Source organism: Pseudomonas sp. DY-1 (genome assembly GCF_003626975.1).
GTDB lineage: Bacteria > Pseudomonadota > Gammaproteobacteria > Pseudomonadales > Pseudomonadaceae > Metapseudomonas.
Genome location: NZ_CP032616.1, coordinates 3,963,694 through 3,980,381, shown reverse-complemented (window position 1 = coordinate 3,980,381; position 16,688 = coordinate 3,963,694). Strand labels below are relative to the sequence as shown.

The window sequence follows — 16,688 nt, the reverse complement described above, 5'->3', positions numbered from 1 at the left end:
CTGCTCATTGAGCGGGCGGCATAAGAATAAGAGCGACGTAATGCCTATTACGTCGTGAGGAGAAGGCTGTGTTGTTGAGAACATTCGGATATCTGCTCCTGGCTGGCTGCGCCCTGCAAGCCCAGGCCAAGGTCGACGCTACCCAGGCCGCCCGTCTCGGGCAGGACCTCACCCCCCTTGGCGGCGAACGTGCCGGCAATACCGCGGGCACCATCCCGGCCTGGGATGGCGGTCTTGCCACCCCGCCGGCCGGCTACCAGCCGGGCATGCATCACCCTGACCCCTACGCCGGTGAAGCCCCGCGCTTCGTCATAGACGGCAAGAACCTCGCTCAGTACGAGCAGATCCTGACGCCGGGATACAAGGCCCTGCTGCAGGAGCACCCGGAATACAAGCTGCGGGTCTTCCCGACCCATCGCAGCGCCGCGGCGCCACAGCGCATCTATGACGCCACCCGCTTCAATGCCGTGAACGGTTCGCTGATCGCTGGCGGCAACGGTGTCGAGGGCGTGGCTGCGGGTGTTCCCTTCCCGATGCCGGCAAGCGGCCTGGAAGCCATCTGGAACCACATCCTGCGCTATCGCGGTGAGCAGATTCACTTCACTACCAACCAGGCAGCAGTCCTGGCCAATGGCAGCTACAACCTGCTGAAGCTGGAACGGGACATCTACTTCGTCTATGGCCGCGACGGCATGACTCCGGGGAACCTGGAGAACACCCTGTTCTTCTACAAGTACCGCGTCGTCGCCCCGGCCAAGCTGTCGGGTTCGGCGCTGGTGGTACAGGAAACCCTCGACCAGGTGCTGTCGATCCGCAAGGCCTGGCGGTTCAACCGTGGTGAGCGTCGTGTCCGGCGTTTGCCGATGCTGGCGTACGACACTCTGCAGCCCGACACCAATGGCCTGGCCACGGCTGACGTAGTGGACTCCTATAACGGTGCGCCGGACCGCTACGAGTGGCAGCTACTGGGCAAGCAGGAAATGCTGGTGCCCTACAACAGCTACGCCGTGCATCAGAAGGGCATTCCCTACGAGCAGATCCTCAAGTCCAGCTACGTGAACCCCGACCTGCTGCGCTACGAGCAGCATCGCGTCTGGGTGGTGGAAGCGACCCTGCGCAAGGGCTTCACCCATCCCTACGCCAAGCGTCGTTTCTACCTGGATGAGGACAGCTGGCAGATTCTCGCTGTAGATCTCTACGACAAGGACGGGCGCTTGAGCGGCATGCAGGAAAGCCACCCGATCAGCTACTACGATGTGCCGATGTTCGGCAGTACGTTGGAAACCATCTACGATTTCGTGGGTGACCGTTACTTCGTCGACGGTCTCGACAACAACGAACCCATGTATGATTTCAACGCCCCGCTCAGCCCGAGGGACTTCACGCCCCAGGCGCTACGGCGCGAAGGCAACTGATTCCGGCCTGCCTGGCCATCCCAGCCGCCCCTCGGGGCGGCTTTTTAATGGGCGGGTGTTTCGTAGGGGCGCTGTGCGCGGGAGGCGCACCCTACCGTCCACACCGCAGGTTCCGTCGTTTCGCAGGGTGGATTTCGCTTTTCACATCCATCCGCTGAGCGCTTTCAAACCCGAGCGGTGAAGCGTGGTCCACCCTATCCGGAAGGCCGCGCTAATTGATGAGTTCCGCGCCAGTCAGCGTCGCCTCGGGCAGAGTCGGCGGTGCGGGGCTTATCTGCATGTACTTGATGCTTTCCCGCGGGATCAGCAGCAGGTCGCCATCCACTTCGATGCTGAGGAAGGGAGATTCCAGCTGGATACGCAGTCCCCGGGCGATTTCTACCGGGTTGGCGGTTTGCTGGGGAAAGCGCAAGGCCAGGCGTTGGCCGTCCTGGAAGTGCAGATAGAGGTGCTTGATCGGTTTCATGGGCGTGCTCCCGGCGGTGGCGGCCGGGAGCCGCCGATCCTAGTTGCGATCGGCGATCACACCGATCACGAAGAAGACTAGTAGCAGGACGGGCGCCAGGGTGTAGTTGTTGAAGTAGCCCAGACCTTTGGCCAGCCAGGGCGTCAGGTAGATCATCGCCAGTCCGTAGCCCACCGCGCAGAGCAGTACGAAGAGCAGGGTGCGGAACAGGAAGTTGAGGCTACCGATGCGCTGCTGCACCCAGGCGTTCAGGGCGGGCCCGAACAGCACCAGGACGGTGGCCATTATGGCCAGGGCAATATCGTGCAGGTGGCCGCGGCTCCAGCGCGAGAGGGTGGCGATCAGGTCCAGTACGACTTCCATCCAGAGGGTCCTTGGCGAAATGGTTCGGGGGCAGACGATTCCAAATCCGTGGTGTGCCCGTCAAGGCAGGAAATGCTGCAGCAGGTCGTTGAGGAACAGCTGGCCTTCGCGGGTGGCAACCAGGCGTTGCGGGTCCTTCAGCAGTAGACCGCGGGCCTCTGCTTCGCTACGCGCCGCTGCCAGGCTGGCCAGCGGCATGCCGGTGCGCTGAGTGAACAACTCCGCGGGCACGCCGTCCGTGAGGCGCAGCACGTTCATGAGGAATTCGAAGGGCAGTTCGTCATGGTCGAGGTGGCGTTCGCCGGCCTGGAAGCGTTTGGAGGAATCCAGATAGTCCTTCGGCAGGCGGGTTTTCCAGCTGCGGATGATGCGGCCTTCCGGGCTGCTCATTTTGGCGTGGGCGCCGGCACCGATGCCGAGGAAGTCGCCGAAGCTCCAGTAGTTGAGGTTGTGCCGTGCGCGCTGGCCGTCACGGGCATAGGCGGACACTTCGTACTGCGCGTACCCCTCTTCGGCCAGTAGCGCCTGACCGGCCTCCTGGATGTCCCAAAGGATGTCGTCCTCGGGCAGCTCCGGCGGCTGGTTCCAGAACACCGTGTTTGGCTCCATGGTCAGCTGGTACCAGGAGAGGTGCGTCGGTCCCTGGGCGATGGCTGTGCGCAGGTCTTCCAGGGCATCTTCCTGGGACTGGTCGGGCAGGCCGTGCATCAGATCCAGGTTGAAATTATCGAAGCCGGCCTTGCGAGCCATGTCGGCAGCGCGCACGGCTTCTTCGCCGTTGTGGATGCGTCCCAGGGCCTTGAGCTTGGCTTCCTGGAAGCTCTGTACGCCGATGGAGAGACGGTTGATGCCGAGCTGCCGGTACGCGGCGAACTTGGCCTGCTCGAAGGTGCCGGGGTTGGCTTCGAGGGTGATCTCGATATCGCGGGCGAAGGGTACCCGCTGCTCCACGCCATCCAGCAACCTTCCGATGGCGTTGGCACTGAACAGGCTGGGTGTGCCGCCACCGAAGAAGATCGACGTCAGTGAGCGACCATGGACATGGCCGAGGTCCTGGTCCATGTCCGCAAGCAGGGCATCGATGTAGGCCTCTTCAGGCAGTTCGGAGCCTGCGGCATGGGAGTTGAAGTCGCAGTAGGGGCACTTGCGCACGCACCAGGGGATATGGACATAGAGCGCCAGGGGCGGGAGCTGGAAGCCGATCTCCCGGTCTCCAGCCTCCGGGTGCGAGGCCGTGCCTTTCATATACCCAGCCGCTGCTTGAGCAGGGCCATGGCACGGGCGCGGTGGCTGAGTTGGTTCTTGTCGATCGGCGACAGTTCGGCGCTGGAGCAGCCGCATTCGGGGACCCAGAACAGCGGGTCGTAGCCGAAGCCCTGCTCGCCACGGGCTTCGAACAGGATGCTGCCGCGCCAGATGCCTTCACAGAGGATCGGCAGCGGGTCATCGGCGTGGCGCATCAGCGCCAGGCTGCAGATGAACTGCGCGCCGCGCTCGGCCTCGGGGACGTCGCTCAGGGCCTCGAGCAGTTTGGCGTTGTTCGCCGCGTCGCCCTTGCCGTCGGCATAGCGTGCCGAGTAGATGCCCGGCGCACCGCCGAGGAAGTCCACCGCCAGGCCGGAGTCGTCGGCCAGCGCCGGCAAGCCGGACACCTTTGCCGCATTGCGGGCCTTGAGAATGGCGTTCTCGACGAAGGACAGGCCGGTTTCTTCCGGCTCGACGTCGCTGAACTCGGCGATGGAGCGCACTTTCACGCTGTCGCCGAGCATGGCCTGGAGTTCCTTGAGTTTGCCGGCGTTGTGGCTGGCCAGCACCAGTTCATTGAAGGGCATCATTCGTCGGGGAAGAATTCCTGGTCGAAGCTGAAGCTGTGGGCGGCTTCGTCTCCGCGTTGCACATTGAGGGTGAAATTGAGCATTTCACGCTCGTTGAAGGGGAACTGCGCGAGGTAGTAAATGGCCTCGCCTTCGCTGATTTGCTTGAACTGCAGTGGCGTGACCTGGCCAAGCAGGTTCTTCACCTGGCCGCTGACCTGGGCCGTGCTGGCCTTGCCAGCCTTGAGCACAGCGACGTTGACCACGCCTTGGGTCTTGCTGCGGGTCAGGCCCACGGCGGCGGCGATGTCCGGCTGCAGGAAACTCGAGTTGAACGCGTTGTAGTGCACGTCCAGGTCGCCAAAGGTCTGTTTGCGCTCGGCGGCTGCCGGCAGCGCCAGGCAAAGGGCGAAAAGGAACAGGGCTAGACGACGCATGGTGTGCCTCCTTTGTTCAGACCGCGACGCGGTGATCCGCAAGACTCGGGCCGCTGACGCGATAGATGCCGATCTCACCCAACAGATTAGGCCAAACGCGGCTGGGCAGGTTGTGCCGGTGCTCGTTGTCCACGGCGAGTCGGTCGAGCACTTTCACCTGCATTTCGCGGCATAGCGCCTCGAAGTCCTTGAAGGTGCAGAAGTGGATGTTCGGCGTGTTGTACCAGGTGTAGGGCAGGAATTCCGATACCGGCATGCGGCCGTAGCGAGCGAGGTACCAGCGGCAGCGCCAATGGCCGAAGTTGGGGAAGGTGATGATGCACTCACGGCCGACCCGCAGCATTTCCTGGAGGATGCGATCGGGGTAGTGCACGGCCTGCAGCGCCTGGGTCATCACCACGACGTCGAAGCTGTTGCTGGCGAAATTGCCCAGGCCCTTGTCCAGGTCCTGCTCGATCACGTTCACGCCCCGGTCAATGCAGTGAGCGATGTTTTCCGGGTCGATTTCCAGGCCATAGCCGCTGACCTGCTTGTTGTCGCGCAGCCAGGCCAGCAACTCGCCACGGCCGCAGCCAAGGTCGAGCACCCGGCTGCCGGCGGGAATCCAGTCCTGGATGATTTCTAGGTCGGCACGCATGGGTTACACCGCAATCCTTTTCATGTAGCTGCTGAAGGCCTGGAGGTAGCGCGGAATCGGCATGAGGAAGGCATCGTGGCCCTGGGGGGCGTCGATTTCCAGGTAGTTGACGTTCTTTCGCGCGGCGATGAGGGCATCGACGATTTCCCGCGAGCGGGCCGGGGAGAAGCGCCAGTCGGTGGTGAAGGACATCACGCAGAAGTCCGCCTTGGCTCCGGCCAGGGTGCGTGCCAGGTCGCCGTCATGAGGACCGGCCGGGTCGAAGTAGTCCAGCGCCTTGGTCATCAGCAGGTAGGTGTTGGCGTCGAAGCGCCCGGAGAACTCCTCGCCCTGGTAGCGCAGGTAGCTTTCCACCTGGAACTCCACGCTGTGGAAGTCGTAGTTGAGCTTCTCGCTTTTCAGGCCACGGCCGAATTTCTCACCCATGGCGTCGTCCGACAGGTAGGTGATGTGGCCGACCATGCGCGCCAACATCAGGCCGCGCTTGGGGATCACGCCCTGGTCCTGGAAGTGCCCGCCGTGGAAGTCCGGGTCGGTGAGGATGGCCTGGCGCGCCACCTCGTTGAAGGCGATGTTCTGTGCCGAGAGCTTTGGCGCGGAGGCAATGGCCAGGCAGTGGCGTACACGGTCCGGGTAGCTGATGGTCCACTGCAGGGCCTGCATGCCGCCGAGGCTGCCGCCAACCACTGCGGCCCATTGCTGGATGCCCAGGGTATCGGCGAGGCGCGCCTGGCTGTGGACCCAGTCTTCCACCGTCATCACCGGGAAGTCGGCCCCGAAGGGGGTACCGGTGGCCGGGTTGATGCTGGAGGGGCCGGTAGAACCGTTGCAACCGCCGAGGTTGTTCAGGCTGACGACGAAGAACTTCAGAGTGTCGATGGGCTTGCCCGGACCGATGCAACTGTCCCACCAGCCCGGCTTGCGATCCTCCATGCTGTGGTAGCCAGCGGCGTGATGATGGCCGGAGAGCGCATGGCAGATCAGCACTGCATTGCTGTGGTCGGCATTCAGCTCGCCGTAGGTTTCATAAACCAGTTCGTAATTGGCGAGGCTGCGGCCGCAGGCCAGTGCCAGCGGTTCGCTGAAGTGCTGTACCTGGGGGCTGACCAGGCCGACGGAATCTGCGGGAATGGCGGTGGGCATCGCGACCCTGCTCTCAATCTGGGAAGGGCGCCAGTCTAAAGAGCGCCGCCCCCTGCGGCAAGCGCAGGGGGCGGCGGCTAAAGCGTTGAATAATCAGGCGCTGCGGGCGTTCAGGCGGACTCGCCACCGTGCTGTTTGCGAGCTGCCACAGGCAGGTTGACCACCTTGCCCATCCGCTGCATCGGCGAGGGAAGGCGGAAAGTCCGGAGCATTTCGTTGGCTTCGCTGATCTGCTGCTCCAGTTCCTCGGTGTAGCGCTCCAGCTGCTGACCGCGTTGGCGGGTGAGCTGGGTTTCCTGGGCCAGGGCCTTCAGGCGCAACATGTGGGTTTCCAGAAGCTGCTTGTGCTCCAGGGTGTGCTGCATCAGCGGCATCAGCGCATCGCCAGCCCATTGTGCGACTTCCAGGCGCAGGCGCTGGTGCATGCCGATGACTTCCTGCACCAGAGTGTCGAAGAAACGTTTGCCGAGCTGGCGTTGCTCGGTCAGCAGGGTCTTGGGATGCAGGCGGAACTGGTCGGCCTTGGAGCGCAGCTGTCCAAGCTCGCGCAGGTAGCGCTGCACATTGAACTGCGGCGCATCGACCCCGTTCAGCGGGTTCTCTTCGTTGTGCCGGCGGTAGATGGCCGCAACCATCTTGTTGGCCATCTCGGCTTCGTGTTCGAGGTTGTGCAGGTCGAGCGCCACGGAACGGAAGAAGTGCAGGATGCCCTGGTTGATGCCGACGGTTGTCCAGCTGCCGGTGAGTTCGCGGCGCAGACGTGCCAGGTGTTCTTCCAGGTGCTCCGTACGGGCGGCATTGCGCAGGGCGTCGCCCTGGCGCTTGAGCAGGCGCTGGTTAGTCTTCAGGCCGAGGAGGCGGCGGTGGTGCTGAGCATGATCCTGTTTGGTGCGCGCCGTCAGCTCGAAGAGCATCTGGCCGTTGTCCTGTTGGTGGCTGTCGAGCATCGCCTGCTGCTCTCGCACTTTTTCCAGGCGCAGGTTGAGCACATGCAGGCTGTTCTGCAGCAGGGCCATCATCTGATGCGCCACGTGATCCTCGATCAGGCGCTCCTTCTGCGTGACGATCCGATCGCAGAGCAGCTCTTCCAGCGCGCCGATCTGGCTGCGCGCGAGAAGCTCCCTGTCGTTGCGCACCTTGGCCAGCAGCGCCTGCTTGGCCGACAACGGCAGCACTTCGTCGCTGCGGATACCGAGCTGGCGGGCAGTGGTTTCCTGGATGCGGCGGATGGCGTTCTGCACAAATTTCTCGCCGGCGAGGTCGTCCCAGAGCACGTCGATCTTGTTCAGTACCGCGAACAGATGAGACTGGGTGTCTTCATCAAGCTGGCGGATGTGCTGCTGCCAGACGTCCATGTCACTGGCGGTGACGCCGGTATCGGCTGAGAGCAGGAAGACGATGGCCTGGGCGGCGGGCAACATCGACAGGGTCAGCTCCGGTTCGCTGCCGAGGGCATTCAGGCCGGGGGTGTCGAGGATGCGCAGGCCCTGGCGCAGCAGCGGATGATCGAAGTTGACCATGGCGTGGCGCCAGGCCGGGACCAGCACTTCGCCGGGGCGGCCGGTGGGGTCGAGCATGTCCGGGTGGAAACCGAGCTGGATGGCCTGCTCCACTGGCATCGGCTTGGTACGCGCAACCTGGGCGAAGGCCTGGATCATGTTGTCCGGGTCGCTTGGGTCCAGAGGGATGTTCACCCAGTGTCGGGGCGCCCGCTTGAACTGAGAGACGCTGGCTTCGGCCATGCGTGACTCGATGGGCAGCAGGCGGATGTAAGAGCGTTCGGAGCGAGGATCGTAGAACAGCTCGGTGGGGCACATGGTCGTGCGCCCAGCCTGGGATGGCAGCATGCGCTGGCCAAACTCGGAGAAGAACAGGCAGTTGATCAGCTCGGTCTTGCCGCGGGAGAACTCGCCGACGAAGGCCAGGGTGATGTGGTCGGTGCGCAGGAGGCGCTGAGCACGTTCCAGTTTGGTGGAGAGTGCGTCGGAGTTGAGCCGGTTATGTTCCAGCCAGCTTCTATAGCGGGTGATCTCCCGCAACAACTCACGTTTCCAGGCGACGTAGGCGTCGACTTGCTGACTGAGACGCTCCATGCTCATTCAGGCTCTCCTCGTGAACACGCATCCTGCGTACGGGAATGGATAAAACTCGAATCGGGTTGTCGACGACGCTGGTGGTCGCACCACGCCCGCCGGAGATCGGCTCCGGGACGAGGTAAAGGCAGAGTGCCAGCCTGTCATTGCTCGGCATTATGCGCCTTGGGGGATGGCCGTCAATCGCCGGGCAGGCGATGCCCGCCTTAAGGTCGGTCAGGGTTGCCGAGCGGTCAATCCGGGAAGGTCTGGGAGGGCTCGCGGGGACCGGATACGTACCCGCTTCTGGCGGTTCAGTTCACCGCTTTCCAGGGTCACCTGGCTCTTGGAGACACCGAAGGCCTCCGCCAGGAAGGCCATCAGGTGGGTATTGGCCTTGCCTTCCACCGGTGGTGCGGTGAGGCGGATCTTCAGGCGCTCGCCGTGCAGCCCGGCGAACTCGTCTCGGCTCGCCTTGGGCTGCAGGTGGCAGTCGAGGATCAGGTCCTCTCCTGCCCAGCGATACCAGCTCATGGGGAGATCAGAGGAATGGGCTGAGGATCTGCGGCATGCCGGTCATGGCGGCGAGGTTGCCGATGACCAGCATATCCAGCAGTTTCAGCGCAATGAAGGCGAAGATCGGCGAAATATCCAAGCCGCCGAGATTCGGTAACAGCTTGCGGAACGGCATCAGCAGCGGCTCGCAGATCTGGTTCACCAGCTGCGCGCCGGGGTTGTAGCTGCCCGGCGCGACCCAGGACAGGATCACGCTGATGATCAGGGCGAAGAAGAACACCTTCAGGAACAGCGAGGTGACGCCAATGATCGACCAGATCAGCAACTGCAGCAGGTAGCCGCCGACGCCGTAGCCCATCAGGGTTAGGGTGACGACCATCAGCAGGAGCTGGACCAGGATCGCCAGCACCAGTGAGGCGAGATCGAGCCCGCCGAAGCCGGGGATGATCTTGCGCAGAGGGTTGAGCAGCGGTTTGGTGGCGCGCACCACGAACTGGCTCAGGGGGTTGTAGAAGTCGGCGCGCACCAGTTGCAGGATGAAACGCAGCAGGACGATCAGCAGGTAGAGGCTGCCGAGGGTCTGGATCACGTAGATGGCGGCGGTGTTGAGTCCGGTCATCGAAAGCTCCTTATTGGCCCAGTTGTTCGGCCAGTTCGGCAGAACGCCGGTCGGCGGCGTTCAGGGCCTGTTGCACCAGGGCTTCAAAGCCTCCGGCCTGGAAAGTCTTGATCGCCGCTTCGGTGGTGCCGTTGGGCGAGGTGACGCGCCGGCGCAGCTCGGCGGCGTCCACGTCACTGGATACCGCCATGCGCGCGGCACCCAGGGCGGTTTGCAAGGTCAACTGCTCGGCGGTGGCGCGGGGCAGGCCGAGTTTTTCGCCGGCGGCGGTCATCGCTTCCATCAGCAGGAAGAAGTAGGCCGGGCCGCTGCCGGATACAGCGGTCACGGCGTCGATCAGCTTCTCTTCGTCCAGCCATAGTGCGATGCCCACGGCAGACAGCAGCTGCTCGGCCTGTTCGCGCTGGGCGGCGCTGACCTCGGCGTTGGCGTACAGGCCGCTGACGCCCTGGCGCAGCAGCGCCGGAGTGTTGGGCATGCAGCGTACGATCGGGCGCGCGCCAAGCCAGGTGGACAGGCTGGCGCAGGTGATGCCGGCGGCAATGGAGACCACCAGTTGGCCGTCCTTGAGGCTGGGCGCAAGGGCCTGGCAAACGGTTTTCATGACTTGCGGCTTGGTTGCGAGAACCACCACGTCCGCACCTTGTACAGCGTCGGCGTTGCTTTCCACCACTTCTATGCCGTGCTCGGCGGCGACTTTCGCGCGCTGCTCTGCACCGGGGTCGCTGGCGCGGATATGGTCGGCGGCGACGCCCTGGGCGCGCAGGCCGCCGATCAGGCTGGCGGCCATGTTGCCGGCGCCGATGAATGCAATGCGGGGAGTGCTCATCAATGCTTCCTTATGAATGCGAAGGCTGGCCGTAGTCGCGGGCGCCGAATAGCGCGGTGCCGATCCGCACCCAGGTGGCGCCTTCGGCGATGGCCGCTTCGAGGTCATGGCTCATGCCCATGGACAGGGTGTCCAGGGAGGGGTTCAGTGCTGCCTGCAACTGGCGCAGGCGAGCGAAGGCGGCATGCTGCTCCGCCAGGTCATCAGTAGGTTCCGGGATAGCCATCAGGCCGCGCAGGCGCAAGTTCGGCAAGTCGCTCACGGCGACGGCAAGGGCCGGCAGCTCCTCAGGGGTGCAGCCGGATTTGCTGGCCTCGCCACTGACGTTCACCTGTAGACAGATGTTCAGCGGCGGCATCCCGGCGGGGCGCTGGGCGGAAAGGCGCTCGGCGATCTTCAGGCGGTCCACCGAATGCACCCAGTGGAAATGTTCAGCAATGGATTTGGTCTTGTTCGACTGAATCGGGCCGATGAAATGCCAGGTCAGCGGAAGGTCGGCCAGCTCGATTTGCTTGGTCAGGGCTTCCTGCAGATAGTTTTCGCCGAAATCGACGATTCCTGAGGCGAACGCGTCGCGGATTGCGGCTGCGGGTTTGGTCTTGCTCACGGCCAGCAGGCCGATACTGGAAAATTCTCTCCCGGAGGCTTGCGCCGCCTCACGGATACGCGCGCGAACCTTTGCAATATTGTCTGCTATCGTGGACATTACCTGCGCTCTACAGCCCGGCCTGAGTGGGGTCTGCGGCATTCTAACTGCCGCTGAAAAATGTAGCGAGCGACGGCCAGGCTGGTCGGCTTCGCGAGCCGCTAGCCTGGCGCAGTGATCATTCAGCGGTCTGCAAACCGTTTGCTTCGAATTGGGGAGCCCCATGGACATTACTGAGCTGCTTGCCTTCAGCGCCAAGCAGGGCGCTTCGGACCTGCATCTCTCGGCCGGCCTGCCACCCATGATTCGCGTCGATGGCGACGTGCGCCGGATCAACCTTCCGGCCCTGGACCACAAGCAGGTCCACGCGTTGATCTACGACATCATGAACGACAAGCAGCGCAAGGATTTCGAGGAGTTCCTCGAGACAGACTTCTCCTTCGAAGTCCCGGGCGTCGCACGTTTCCGGGTCAACGCCTTCAACCAGAACCGCGGCGCCGGCGCCGTGTTCCGGACCATTCCTTCCAAGGTGCTGAGCATGGAGGACCTGGGGATGGGCGAGATCTTCAAGAAGATCTCAGACGTTCCCCGCGGCCTGGTGCTGGTCACCGGCCCCACCGGCTCGGGCAAGTCCACCACGCTGGCGGCGATGCTCGACTACCTGAACAGCACCAAGTACCACCACATCCTCACCGTGGAAGATCCGATCGAATTCGTCCACGAATCGAAGAAGTGCCTGATCAACCAGCGGGAAGTGCACCGCGATACGCTCGGCTTCAACGAAGCCCTGCGCTCGGCACTGCGTGAAGACCCGGACATCATCCTGGTGGGTGAGATGCGTGACCTGGAGACCATCCGCCTGGCGCTGACCGCCGCGGAAACCGGTCACCTGGTATTCGGCACCCTGCACACCACCTCCGCGGCCAAGACCATCGACCGCGTGGTCGACGTATTCCCCGCCGAGGAAAAGTCCATGGTCCGCTCCATGCTCTCCGAGTCCCTGCAGTCGGTGATTTCCCAGACCCTGCTGAAGAAGATCGGCGGCGGTCGGGTGGCGGCTCACGAGATCATGATCGGCACCCCGGCAATCCGTAACCTGATTCGCGAAGACAAGGTGGCGCAGATGTATTCCGCCATCCAGACCGGCGGCTCGCTCGGCATGCAGACCCTCGACATGTGCCTCAAGGGGCTTGTCGCCAAGGGACTGGTCAGTCGTGAAAGCGCGCGGGAAAAGGCCAAGAGCCCGGAAAACTTCTGATTCGCCTGAGCGGCCAGCGAGAACGTCATGGAATTCGAGAAACTGTTGCGCCTGATGGTGGAAAAAGGCGGTTCCGACCTCTTCGTCACGGCGGGCGTGCCGCCATCGATGAAGGTCAATGGCAAGATCATGCCGGTGACCAAGAACCCCATGTCGCCGGAAATGACGCGGGAAACCGTGATGGGCGTGATGAACGAACAGCAGCGGCGCGACTTCGCAGAGAACCACGAGTGCAACTTCGCCATCAGTGCGCGGGGCATTGGTCGCTTCCGGGTCAGTGCCTTCTACCAGCGCAACCTGGTAGGCATGGTGTTGCGTCGGATCGAGACCACCATCCCCACCATCGACGAGCTGAAGCTGCCGGAAATCCTCAAGCAGCTGTCGCTGACCAAGCGCGGCCTGGTGCTCTTCGTCGGCGCCACCGGTACCGGTAAGTCCACCTCTCTGGCGGCGATGATCGGCCACCGCAACAAGAACAGCAGCGGTCACATCATTTCCATCGAGGACCCGATCGAGTTCATCCACCAGCATCAGAGCTGCATCGTCACCCAGCGTGAAGTGGGCATCGATACCGAATCCTTCGAGGTGGCCCTGAAGAACACCCTGCGCCAGGCGCCAGACGTGATCCTGATCGGCGAAGTGCGGACCCGCGAGACCATGGACCACGCCATCGCCTTTGCGGAAACCGGTCACCTGTGCCTGGCCACCCTGCACGCCAACAACGCCAACCAGGCGCTGGACCGTATCATCAACTTCTTCCCCGCCGATCGGCAGCAGCAGGTGTGGATGGACCTGTCGCTGAACCTCAAGGCCATCGTCGCCCAGCAACTGGTGCCGACCCCCGACGGCAAGGGGCGTCGCGCGGTGATCGAAGTACTGCTGAACACGCCGCTGGTCGCCGATCTGATCCGCAAGGGCGAGGTCCACGAGCTCAAGGGCCTGATGAAACGCTCTACCGAACACGGCATGCAGACCTTCGACCAGGCGCTCTACAACCTCTATTCCCAGGGCGAGATCACCTACGAAGATGCGCTGCTCTACGCCGACTCGGCGAACGACCTGCGCCTGATGATCAAGCTCGGTTCGGAAACCGATGGTGAGCACCTGCAGCACATGAGCGATGGTCTGTCGCTGCAGGTGAGCGAAGAAGATCCGGGGCGCCGCTTCCGTTAAGCTCGCGCTCCAGGGAAAAGCCCGCTTCGGCGGGCTTCTTCTTGCCCGATTCGACTACACACTGCAGGAGGCAGCATGAACACTCGTCAGGACACCCACAGCAAGGCCATCGGCTACCTGCTCTGGATCTTCGGATTCCTGGGTTCCCATCGTTTCTACTATGGCAAGCCAGTGACCGGGACCATCTGGTTCTTCACCCTTGGCCTGTTCTTCATCGGCTGGATCATCGACCTGTTCCTGATTCCCGCCATGGACCGTGAAGCGGCCCTGCGCTTCAACGCCGGCCAGTACGACTACAACGTCGCCTGGATCCTGCTGACCTTCCTCGGCATCTTCGGCGTGCACCGCATGTATCAGGGCAAGTGGATCAGCGGCATCCTCTACCTGCTAACCGGCGGCTTCTTCCTGATCGGCGTGCTCTACGACTTCTGGACCCTGAACACCCAGGTTTCGGTGCTCAACGCTCGCTGAACTGCGCTTTTCCTTGTGGGGGCCTCGGCCCCTGATGCGCCGCCCCCTTCGTCGGAACCCATGGCGACACCTCACCTTGCGGCCTATGTTCCAGCGTGGGGCGCCCGCTTCGCCCCCCTGCCTGGTTGCGCAAGGAGGTGACGCCATGAACAGTGTCAAAGATGTTCGTCCCGCAGTTCTCGACCTGATCGGCAACACCCCGCTGGTGCGGGTCACCCGCTTCGATACCGGCCCCTGCACCCTGTTCCTCAAGCTCGAATCCCAGAACCCCGGCGGCTCCATCAAGGACCGCATCGGCATTGCCATGATCAGCAGCGCTGAGCGTGATGGCCGGTTGAAGCCCGGCGGCACCATAGTCGAGGCGACGGCCGGCAACACTGGCCTGGGCCTGGCGTTGGTGGGCCGGGCCAAGGGCTATCGCGTGGTACTGGTGGTGCCGGACAAGATGTCCACCGAGAAAGTGCTGCACCTGAAGGCCATGGGCGCCGAGGTGCACATTACCCGCTCGGATGTCGGCAAGGGCCATCCGGAGTACTACCAGGACCTGGCTGGCCGTCTCGCCGGGCAGATTCCCGGCGCCTTCTTCGCCGATCAGTTCAATAACCCGGCCAATCCGCTGGCCCACGAATGCACCACAGGCCCGGAAATCTGGCAGCAAACCGGACAGGACGTGGACGCCATAGTGGTTGGTGTCGGATCGGCGGGCACCCTTACCGGCCTGACCCGCTATTTCCGCCGAGTGCAGCCCGACCTGGAAATGGTCCTGGCCGATCCGGTGGGCTCCATCGTTGCCGAATACACCCGCAGTGGCACCCTCGGTACCCCTGGCTCCTGGGCGGTGGAGGGCATTGGCGAGGACTTCATCCCCGGGATCGCCGACCTCTCCAGCGTGGGACGTGCCTACTCCATCAGCGACGAGGAAAGCTTCGGCCATGCCCGCGAGTTGCTGCGTAACGAGGGGATACTCGGCGGTTCATCCACCGGCACGCTGCTGGCCGCGGCGCTTCGCTATTGCCGCGAGCAGAAGACGCCCAAGCGGGTGGTCAGCTTCGTCTGCGACACCGGCACCCGCTACCTCTCTAAGATCTACAACGACCAGTGGATGACCGACCAGGGCCTGCTGGCGCGCAAGCGCTATGGCGACCTGCGCGACATCATCGCGCGGCGTTACGAGGACGGCCGGGTGATCAGTGTGGGGCCGGACGACACCCTGCTCACCGCCTTCCAGCGCATGCGCCTGGCGGATGTCTCGCAGCTCCCGGTGCTCCGGGACGGGCACCTGGCTGGGGTGGTGGATGAGTCCGATATCCTGCTTGGCGTGCACACCGACGCCACGCACTTCCGCCAACCGGTGGCGAGCGTCATGACCGCCCGCCTGGAGACCCTGGCGCCGAATGCCAGCCTGGCCGAACTGCAGGCGGAGCTCGACCGTGGGCTGGTCGCCATCATTGCCGACGCGTCTGGCTTCCACGGCCTGATCACCCGTTCCGACCTGCTTAACCACCTGCGGAGGACCCTTGCATGAGTCAGCAGGACGACACCTTCCCGCGCGCCTTCGCCACCCGCGTGATCCATGCTGGCCAGGCGCCCGACCCGTCGACCGGCGCCATCATGCCGCCGATCTACGCCAACTCCACCTATGCGCAGGAAAGCCCCGGCGTGCACAAGGGGCTGGACTACGGGCGCTCCCACAACCCCACGCGCTGGGCCCTGGAACGCTGCGTCGCGGACCTTGAAGGCGGCGCCCAGGCCTTCGCCTTCGCCTCAGGGTTGGCGGCAATCTCCACGGTGCTGGAGCTGCTCGACAGCGGTTCACACATCGTCGCCAGCAACGATCTCTACGGTGGCACCTTCCGCCTGTTCGAGCGGGTGCGCAGGGTCAGCGCCGGGCACCGCTTCAGCTTCGTCGACTTCAGCGACATCGGTGCGATCGGTGCGGCGCTCACCGACGACACCCGCATGCTCTGGGTGGAAACGCCGAGCAACCCGCTGCTGCGCCTGGCCGACCTCAGCGCCATCGTGGCGCTTTGCCGAGGGCGCGGCATCATCCTCGCGGCCGACAACACCTTCGCCAGCCCATGGGTGCAGCGGCCGCTGGACCTGGGCTTCGATCTGGTGGTGCACTCCACCACCAAATACCTCAATGGCCACTCGGATGTGATCGGTGGCATCGCCATCGTCTCCGGCGACAGCCGCTGCGAGCCGCTGCGCGAGCGCCTGGGTTTCCTGCAGAACGCCGTGGGTGCAATCGCCGGGCCCTTCGACGCCTTCCTCACCCTGCGCGGGGTGAAGACCCTGGCGCTACGCATGGAGCGCCACTGCAGCAATGCCCTGGAACTGGCTCGCTGGCTGGAGTGCCAGCCTCAGGTGGCGCGGGTCTACTACCCTGGCCTGGAGTCGCATCCGCAACATGTACTGGCGCAGCGGCAGATGCACGGTTTCGGCGGGATGATCTCCCTGGACCTGGCCAGCGACCTGGCGGGAACCCGGCGCTTCCTCGAAACGGTGCGAATCTTCACCCTGGCCGAGAGCCTGGGCGGCGTGGAGAGTCTGATCGAGCACCCGGCGATCATGACCCATGCCAGCATCCCGGCGGAGATTCGCGCGGAGCTGGGCATTGGCGATTCGCTGGTGCGGCTATCGGTGGGTGTGGAAGACCTGGAGGACCTGCGCGCAGACCTGGCGCAGGCGTTGGGGAGGGTTTGAGGACGTCAACGCTACTTCGTGAGGTGGGGCTCTTCCCCCCTCCCCAGCCCTCTCCCTCAGGGAGAGGGGGCATTCTGTGCCAGGAGGTCAGGCCCTGAGTCGCCCCTCTCCCGCTTGCGGGAG

At 63.8% G+C, this 16,688-nt stretch carries 18 protein-coding genes; 6 read left to right on the top strand and 12 right to left on the bottom strand.

Features of this window, described 5'->3' with window-relative positions; genetic code table 11:
* Positions 1-71: 71 nt before the first annotated feature.
* Complete coding sequence (locus D6Z43_RS18780) at positions 72-1,415, top strand: DUF1329 domain-containing protein (protein WP_120655304.1); 1,344 nt, start codon at positions 72-74, stop codon at positions 1,413-1,415.
* A 211-nt stretch (positions 1,416-1,626) separates the two neighbouring features.
* On the opposite strand, the gene D6Z43_RS18775 is transcribed toward D6Z43_RS18780, so the two are convergent.
* The 12 genes from D6Z43_RS18775 to D6Z43_RS18720 all read right to left on the bottom strand — a co-directional run bounded on the left by D6Z43_RS18775 (position 1,627) and on the right by D6Z43_RS18720 (position 11,017).
* Positions 1,627-1,881 carry a hypothetical protein gene (locus D6Z43_RS18775; RefSeq protein WP_120653597.1) on the bottom strand — a complete coding sequence of 85 codons (255 nt, stop codon included), beginning with the start codon at positions 1,879-1,881 and terminating at the stop codon, positions 1,627-1,629.
* A 39-nt stretch (positions 1,882-1,920) separates the two neighbouring features.
* Positions 1,921-2,244, bottom strand: coding sequence for a DUF3392 domain-containing protein (locus D6Z43_RS18770; RefSeq protein ID WP_120653596.1), 324 nt, complete (start codon positions 2,242-2,244; stop codon positions 1,921-1,923).
* Between the two features lie 60 nt (positions 2,245-2,304).
* The gene (gene hemW, locus D6Z43_RS18765) at positions 2,305-3,489 is read right to left on the bottom strand and encodes a radical SAM family heme chaperone HemW (protein WP_120653595.1); all 1,185 of its coding nucleotides are present in this window, start codon (positions 3,487-3,489) and stop codon (positions 2,305-2,307) included.
* Positions 3,486-4,079 (bottom strand): RdgB/HAM1 family non-canonical purine NTP pyrophosphatase, encoded by a 594-nt coding sequence (gene rdgB, locus D6Z43_RS18760; protein ID WP_120653594.1) that lies wholly within the window; start codon positions 4,077-4,079, stop codon positions 3,486-3,488. The genes hemW and rdgB overlap by 4 nt, the downstream gene beginning before the upstream one ends.
* Positions 4,076-4,495, bottom strand: coding sequence for a DUF4426 domain-containing protein (locus D6Z43_RS18755; RefSeq protein WP_077524144.1), 420 nt, complete (start codon positions 4,493-4,495; stop codon positions 4,076-4,078). Before D6Z43_RS18755 ends, rdgB begins: the two co-directional genes overlap by 4 nt.
* A 16-nt stretch (positions 4,496-4,511) precedes the next feature.
* Positions 4,512-5,132 carry a methionine biosynthesis protein MetW gene (gene metW / locus D6Z43_RS18750; protein ID WP_120653593.1) on the bottom strand — a complete coding sequence of 207 codons (621 nt, stop codon included), beginning with the start codon at positions 5,130-5,132 and terminating at the stop codon, positions 4,512-4,514.
* A 3-nt stretch (positions 5,133-5,135) separates the two neighbouring features.
* Entirely contained in the window at positions 5,136-6,275 is a 1,140-nt protein-coding gene (locus D6Z43_RS18745; RefSeq protein ID WP_120653592.1) for a homoserine O-acetyltransferase, read from the bottom strand.
* Positions 6,276-6,385: 110 nt separating this feature from the next.
* Positions 6,386-8,374: a dynamin-like GTPase family protein gene (locus D6Z43_RS18740; RefSeq protein WP_120653591.1), complete on the bottom strand. Its 1,989-nt coding sequence runs from the start codon at positions 8,372-8,374 to the stop codon at positions 6,386-6,388.
* Between the two features lie 210 nt (positions 8,375-8,584).
* Positions 8,585-8,881 carry a DUF167 domain-containing protein gene (locus D6Z43_RS18735; protein ID WP_120653590.1) on the bottom strand — a complete coding sequence of 99 codons (297 nt, stop codon included), beginning with the start codon at positions 8,879-8,881 and terminating at the stop codon, positions 8,585-8,587.
* A gap of 7 nt (positions 8,882-8,888) precedes the next feature.
* Positions 8,889-9,482, bottom strand: a complete 594-nt coding sequence (locus D6Z43_RS18730; RefSeq protein WP_120653589.1) for a YggT family protein — start codon at positions 9,480-9,482, stop codon at positions 8,889-8,891.
* Positions 9,483-9,492: 10 nt separating this feature from the next.
* The gene (proC, locus tag D6Z43_RS18725; protein ID WP_120653588.1) at positions 9,493-10,311 is read right to left on the bottom strand and encodes a pyrroline-5-carboxylate reductase; all 819 of its coding nucleotides are present in this window, start codon (positions 10,309-10,311) and stop codon (positions 9,493-9,495) included.
* A gap of 10 nt (positions 10,312-10,321) precedes the next feature.
* Positions 10,322-11,017, bottom strand: a complete 696-nt coding sequence (locus D6Z43_RS18720) for a YggS family pyridoxal phosphate-dependent enzyme (RefSeq protein ID WP_120653587.1) — start codon at positions 11,015-11,017, stop codon at positions 10,322-10,324.
* Between the two features lie 163 nt (positions 11,018-11,180).
* Between D6Z43_RS18720 and pilT the strand changes: the two genes are divergently transcribed.
* The 5 genes from pilT to D6Z43_RS18695 all read left to right on the top strand — a co-directional run bounded on the left by pilT (position 11,181) and on the right by D6Z43_RS18695 (position 16,565).
* A complete protein-coding gene (gene pilT / locus D6Z43_RS18715; RefSeq protein WP_028629028.1) occupies positions 11,181-12,215 on the top strand; it encodes a type IV pilus twitching motility protein PilT in 1,035 nt (344 codons plus the stop codon).
* A gap of 27 nt (positions 12,216-12,242) precedes the next feature.
* Positions 12,243-13,388 (top strand): PilT/PilU family type 4a pilus ATPase, encoded by a 1,146-nt coding sequence (locus D6Z43_RS18710; protein ID WP_120653586.1) that lies wholly within the window; start codon positions 12,243-12,245, stop codon positions 13,386-13,388.
* A gap of 75 nt (positions 13,389-13,463) precedes the next feature.
* The gene (locus D6Z43_RS18705; RefSeq protein ID WP_120653585.1) at positions 13,464-13,859 is read left to right on the top strand and encodes a TM2 domain-containing protein; all 396 of its coding nucleotides are present in this window, start codon (positions 13,464-13,466) and stop codon (positions 13,857-13,859) included.
* 145 nt (positions 13,860-14,004) lie between these two features.
* Positions 14,005-15,384 carry a pyridoxal-phosphate dependent enzyme gene (locus D6Z43_RS18700; protein WP_120653584.1) on the top strand — a complete coding sequence of 460 codons (1,380 nt, stop codon included), beginning with the start codon at positions 14,005-14,007 and terminating at the stop codon, positions 15,382-15,384.
* The gene (locus tag D6Z43_RS18695; protein WP_120653583.1) at positions 15,381-16,565 is read left to right on the top strand and encodes a PLP-dependent aspartate aminotransferase family protein; all 1,185 of its coding nucleotides are present in this window, start codon (positions 15,381-15,383) and stop codon (positions 16,563-16,565) included. The genes D6Z43_RS18700 and D6Z43_RS18695 overlap by 4 nt, the downstream gene beginning before the upstream one ends.
* Positions 16,566-16,688 lie beyond the last annotated feature (123 nt).

What these genes read in the sequence shown, in the direction of transcription:
- D6Z43_RS18775 (WP_120653597.1), bottom strand. Translation starts at nt 1,881, where the DNA reads ATGAAACCGATCAAGCACCTCTATCTGCACTTCCAGGACGGCCAACGC.
- D6Z43_RS18770 (WP_120653596.1), bottom strand. Translation starts at nt 2,244, where the DNA reads ATGGAAGTCGTACTGGACCTGATCGCCACCCTCTCGCGCTGGAGCCGC.
- hemW (WP_120653595.1), bottom strand. Translation starts at nt 3,489, where the DNA reads ATGAAAGGCACGGCCTCGCACCCGGAGGCTGGAGACCGGGAGATCGGC.
- rdgB (WP_120653594.1), bottom strand. Translation starts at nt 4,079, where the DNA reads ATGATGCCCTTCAATGAACTGGTGCTGGCCAGCCACAACGCCGGCAAA.
- D6Z43_RS18755 (WP_077524144.1), bottom strand. Translation starts at nt 4,495, where the DNA reads ATGCGTCGTCTAGCCCTGTTCCTTTTCGCCCTTTGCCTGGCGCTGCCG.
- metW (WP_120653593.1), bottom strand. Translation starts at nt 5,132, where the DNA reads ATGCGTGCCGACCTAGAAATCATCCAGGACTGGATTCCCGCCGGCAGC.
- D6Z43_RS18745 (WP_120653592.1), bottom strand. Translation starts at nt 6,275, where the DNA reads ATGCCCACCGCCATTCCCGCAGATTCCGTCGGCCTGGTCAGCCCCCAG.
- D6Z43_RS18740 (WP_120653591.1), bottom strand. Translation starts at nt 8,374, where the DNA reads ATGAGCATGGAGCGTCTCAGTCAGCAAGTCGACGCCTACGTCGCCTGG.
- D6Z43_RS18735 (WP_120653590.1), bottom strand. Translation starts at nt 8,881, where the DNA reads ATGAGCTGGTATCGCTGGGCAGGAGAGGACCTGATCCTCGACTGCCAC.
- D6Z43_RS18730 (WP_120653589.1), bottom strand. Translation starts at nt 9,482, where the DNA reads ATGACCGGACTCAACACCGCCGCCATCTACGTGATCCAGACCCTCGGC.
- proC (WP_120653588.1), bottom strand. Translation starts at nt 10,311, where the DNA reads ATGAGCACTCCCCGCATTGCATTCATCGGCGCCGGCAACATGGCCGCC.
- D6Z43_RS18720 (WP_120653587.1), bottom strand. Translation starts at nt 11,017, where the DNA reads ATGTCCACGATAGCAGACAATATTGCAAAGGTTCGCGCGCGTATCCGT.
- pilT (WP_028629028.1), top strand. Translation starts at nt 11,181, where the DNA reads ATGGACATTACTGAGCTGCTTGCCTTCAGCGCCAAGCAGGGCGCTTCG.
- D6Z43_RS18710 (WP_120653586.1), top strand. Translation starts at nt 12,243, where the DNA reads ATGGAATTCGAGAAACTGTTGCGCCTGATGGTGGAAAAAGGCGGTTCC.
- D6Z43_RS18705 (WP_120653585.1), top strand. Translation starts at nt 13,464, where the DNA reads ATGAACACTCGTCAGGACACCCACAGCAAGGCCATCGGCTACCTGCTC.
- D6Z43_RS18700 (WP_120653584.1), top strand. Translation starts at nt 14,005, where the DNA reads ATGAACAGTGTCAAAGATGTTCGTCCCGCAGTTCTCGACCTGATCGGC.
- D6Z43_RS18695 (WP_120653583.1), top strand. Translation starts at nt 15,381, where the DNA reads ATGAGTCAGCAGGACGACACCTTCCCGCGCGCCTTCGCCACCCGCGTG.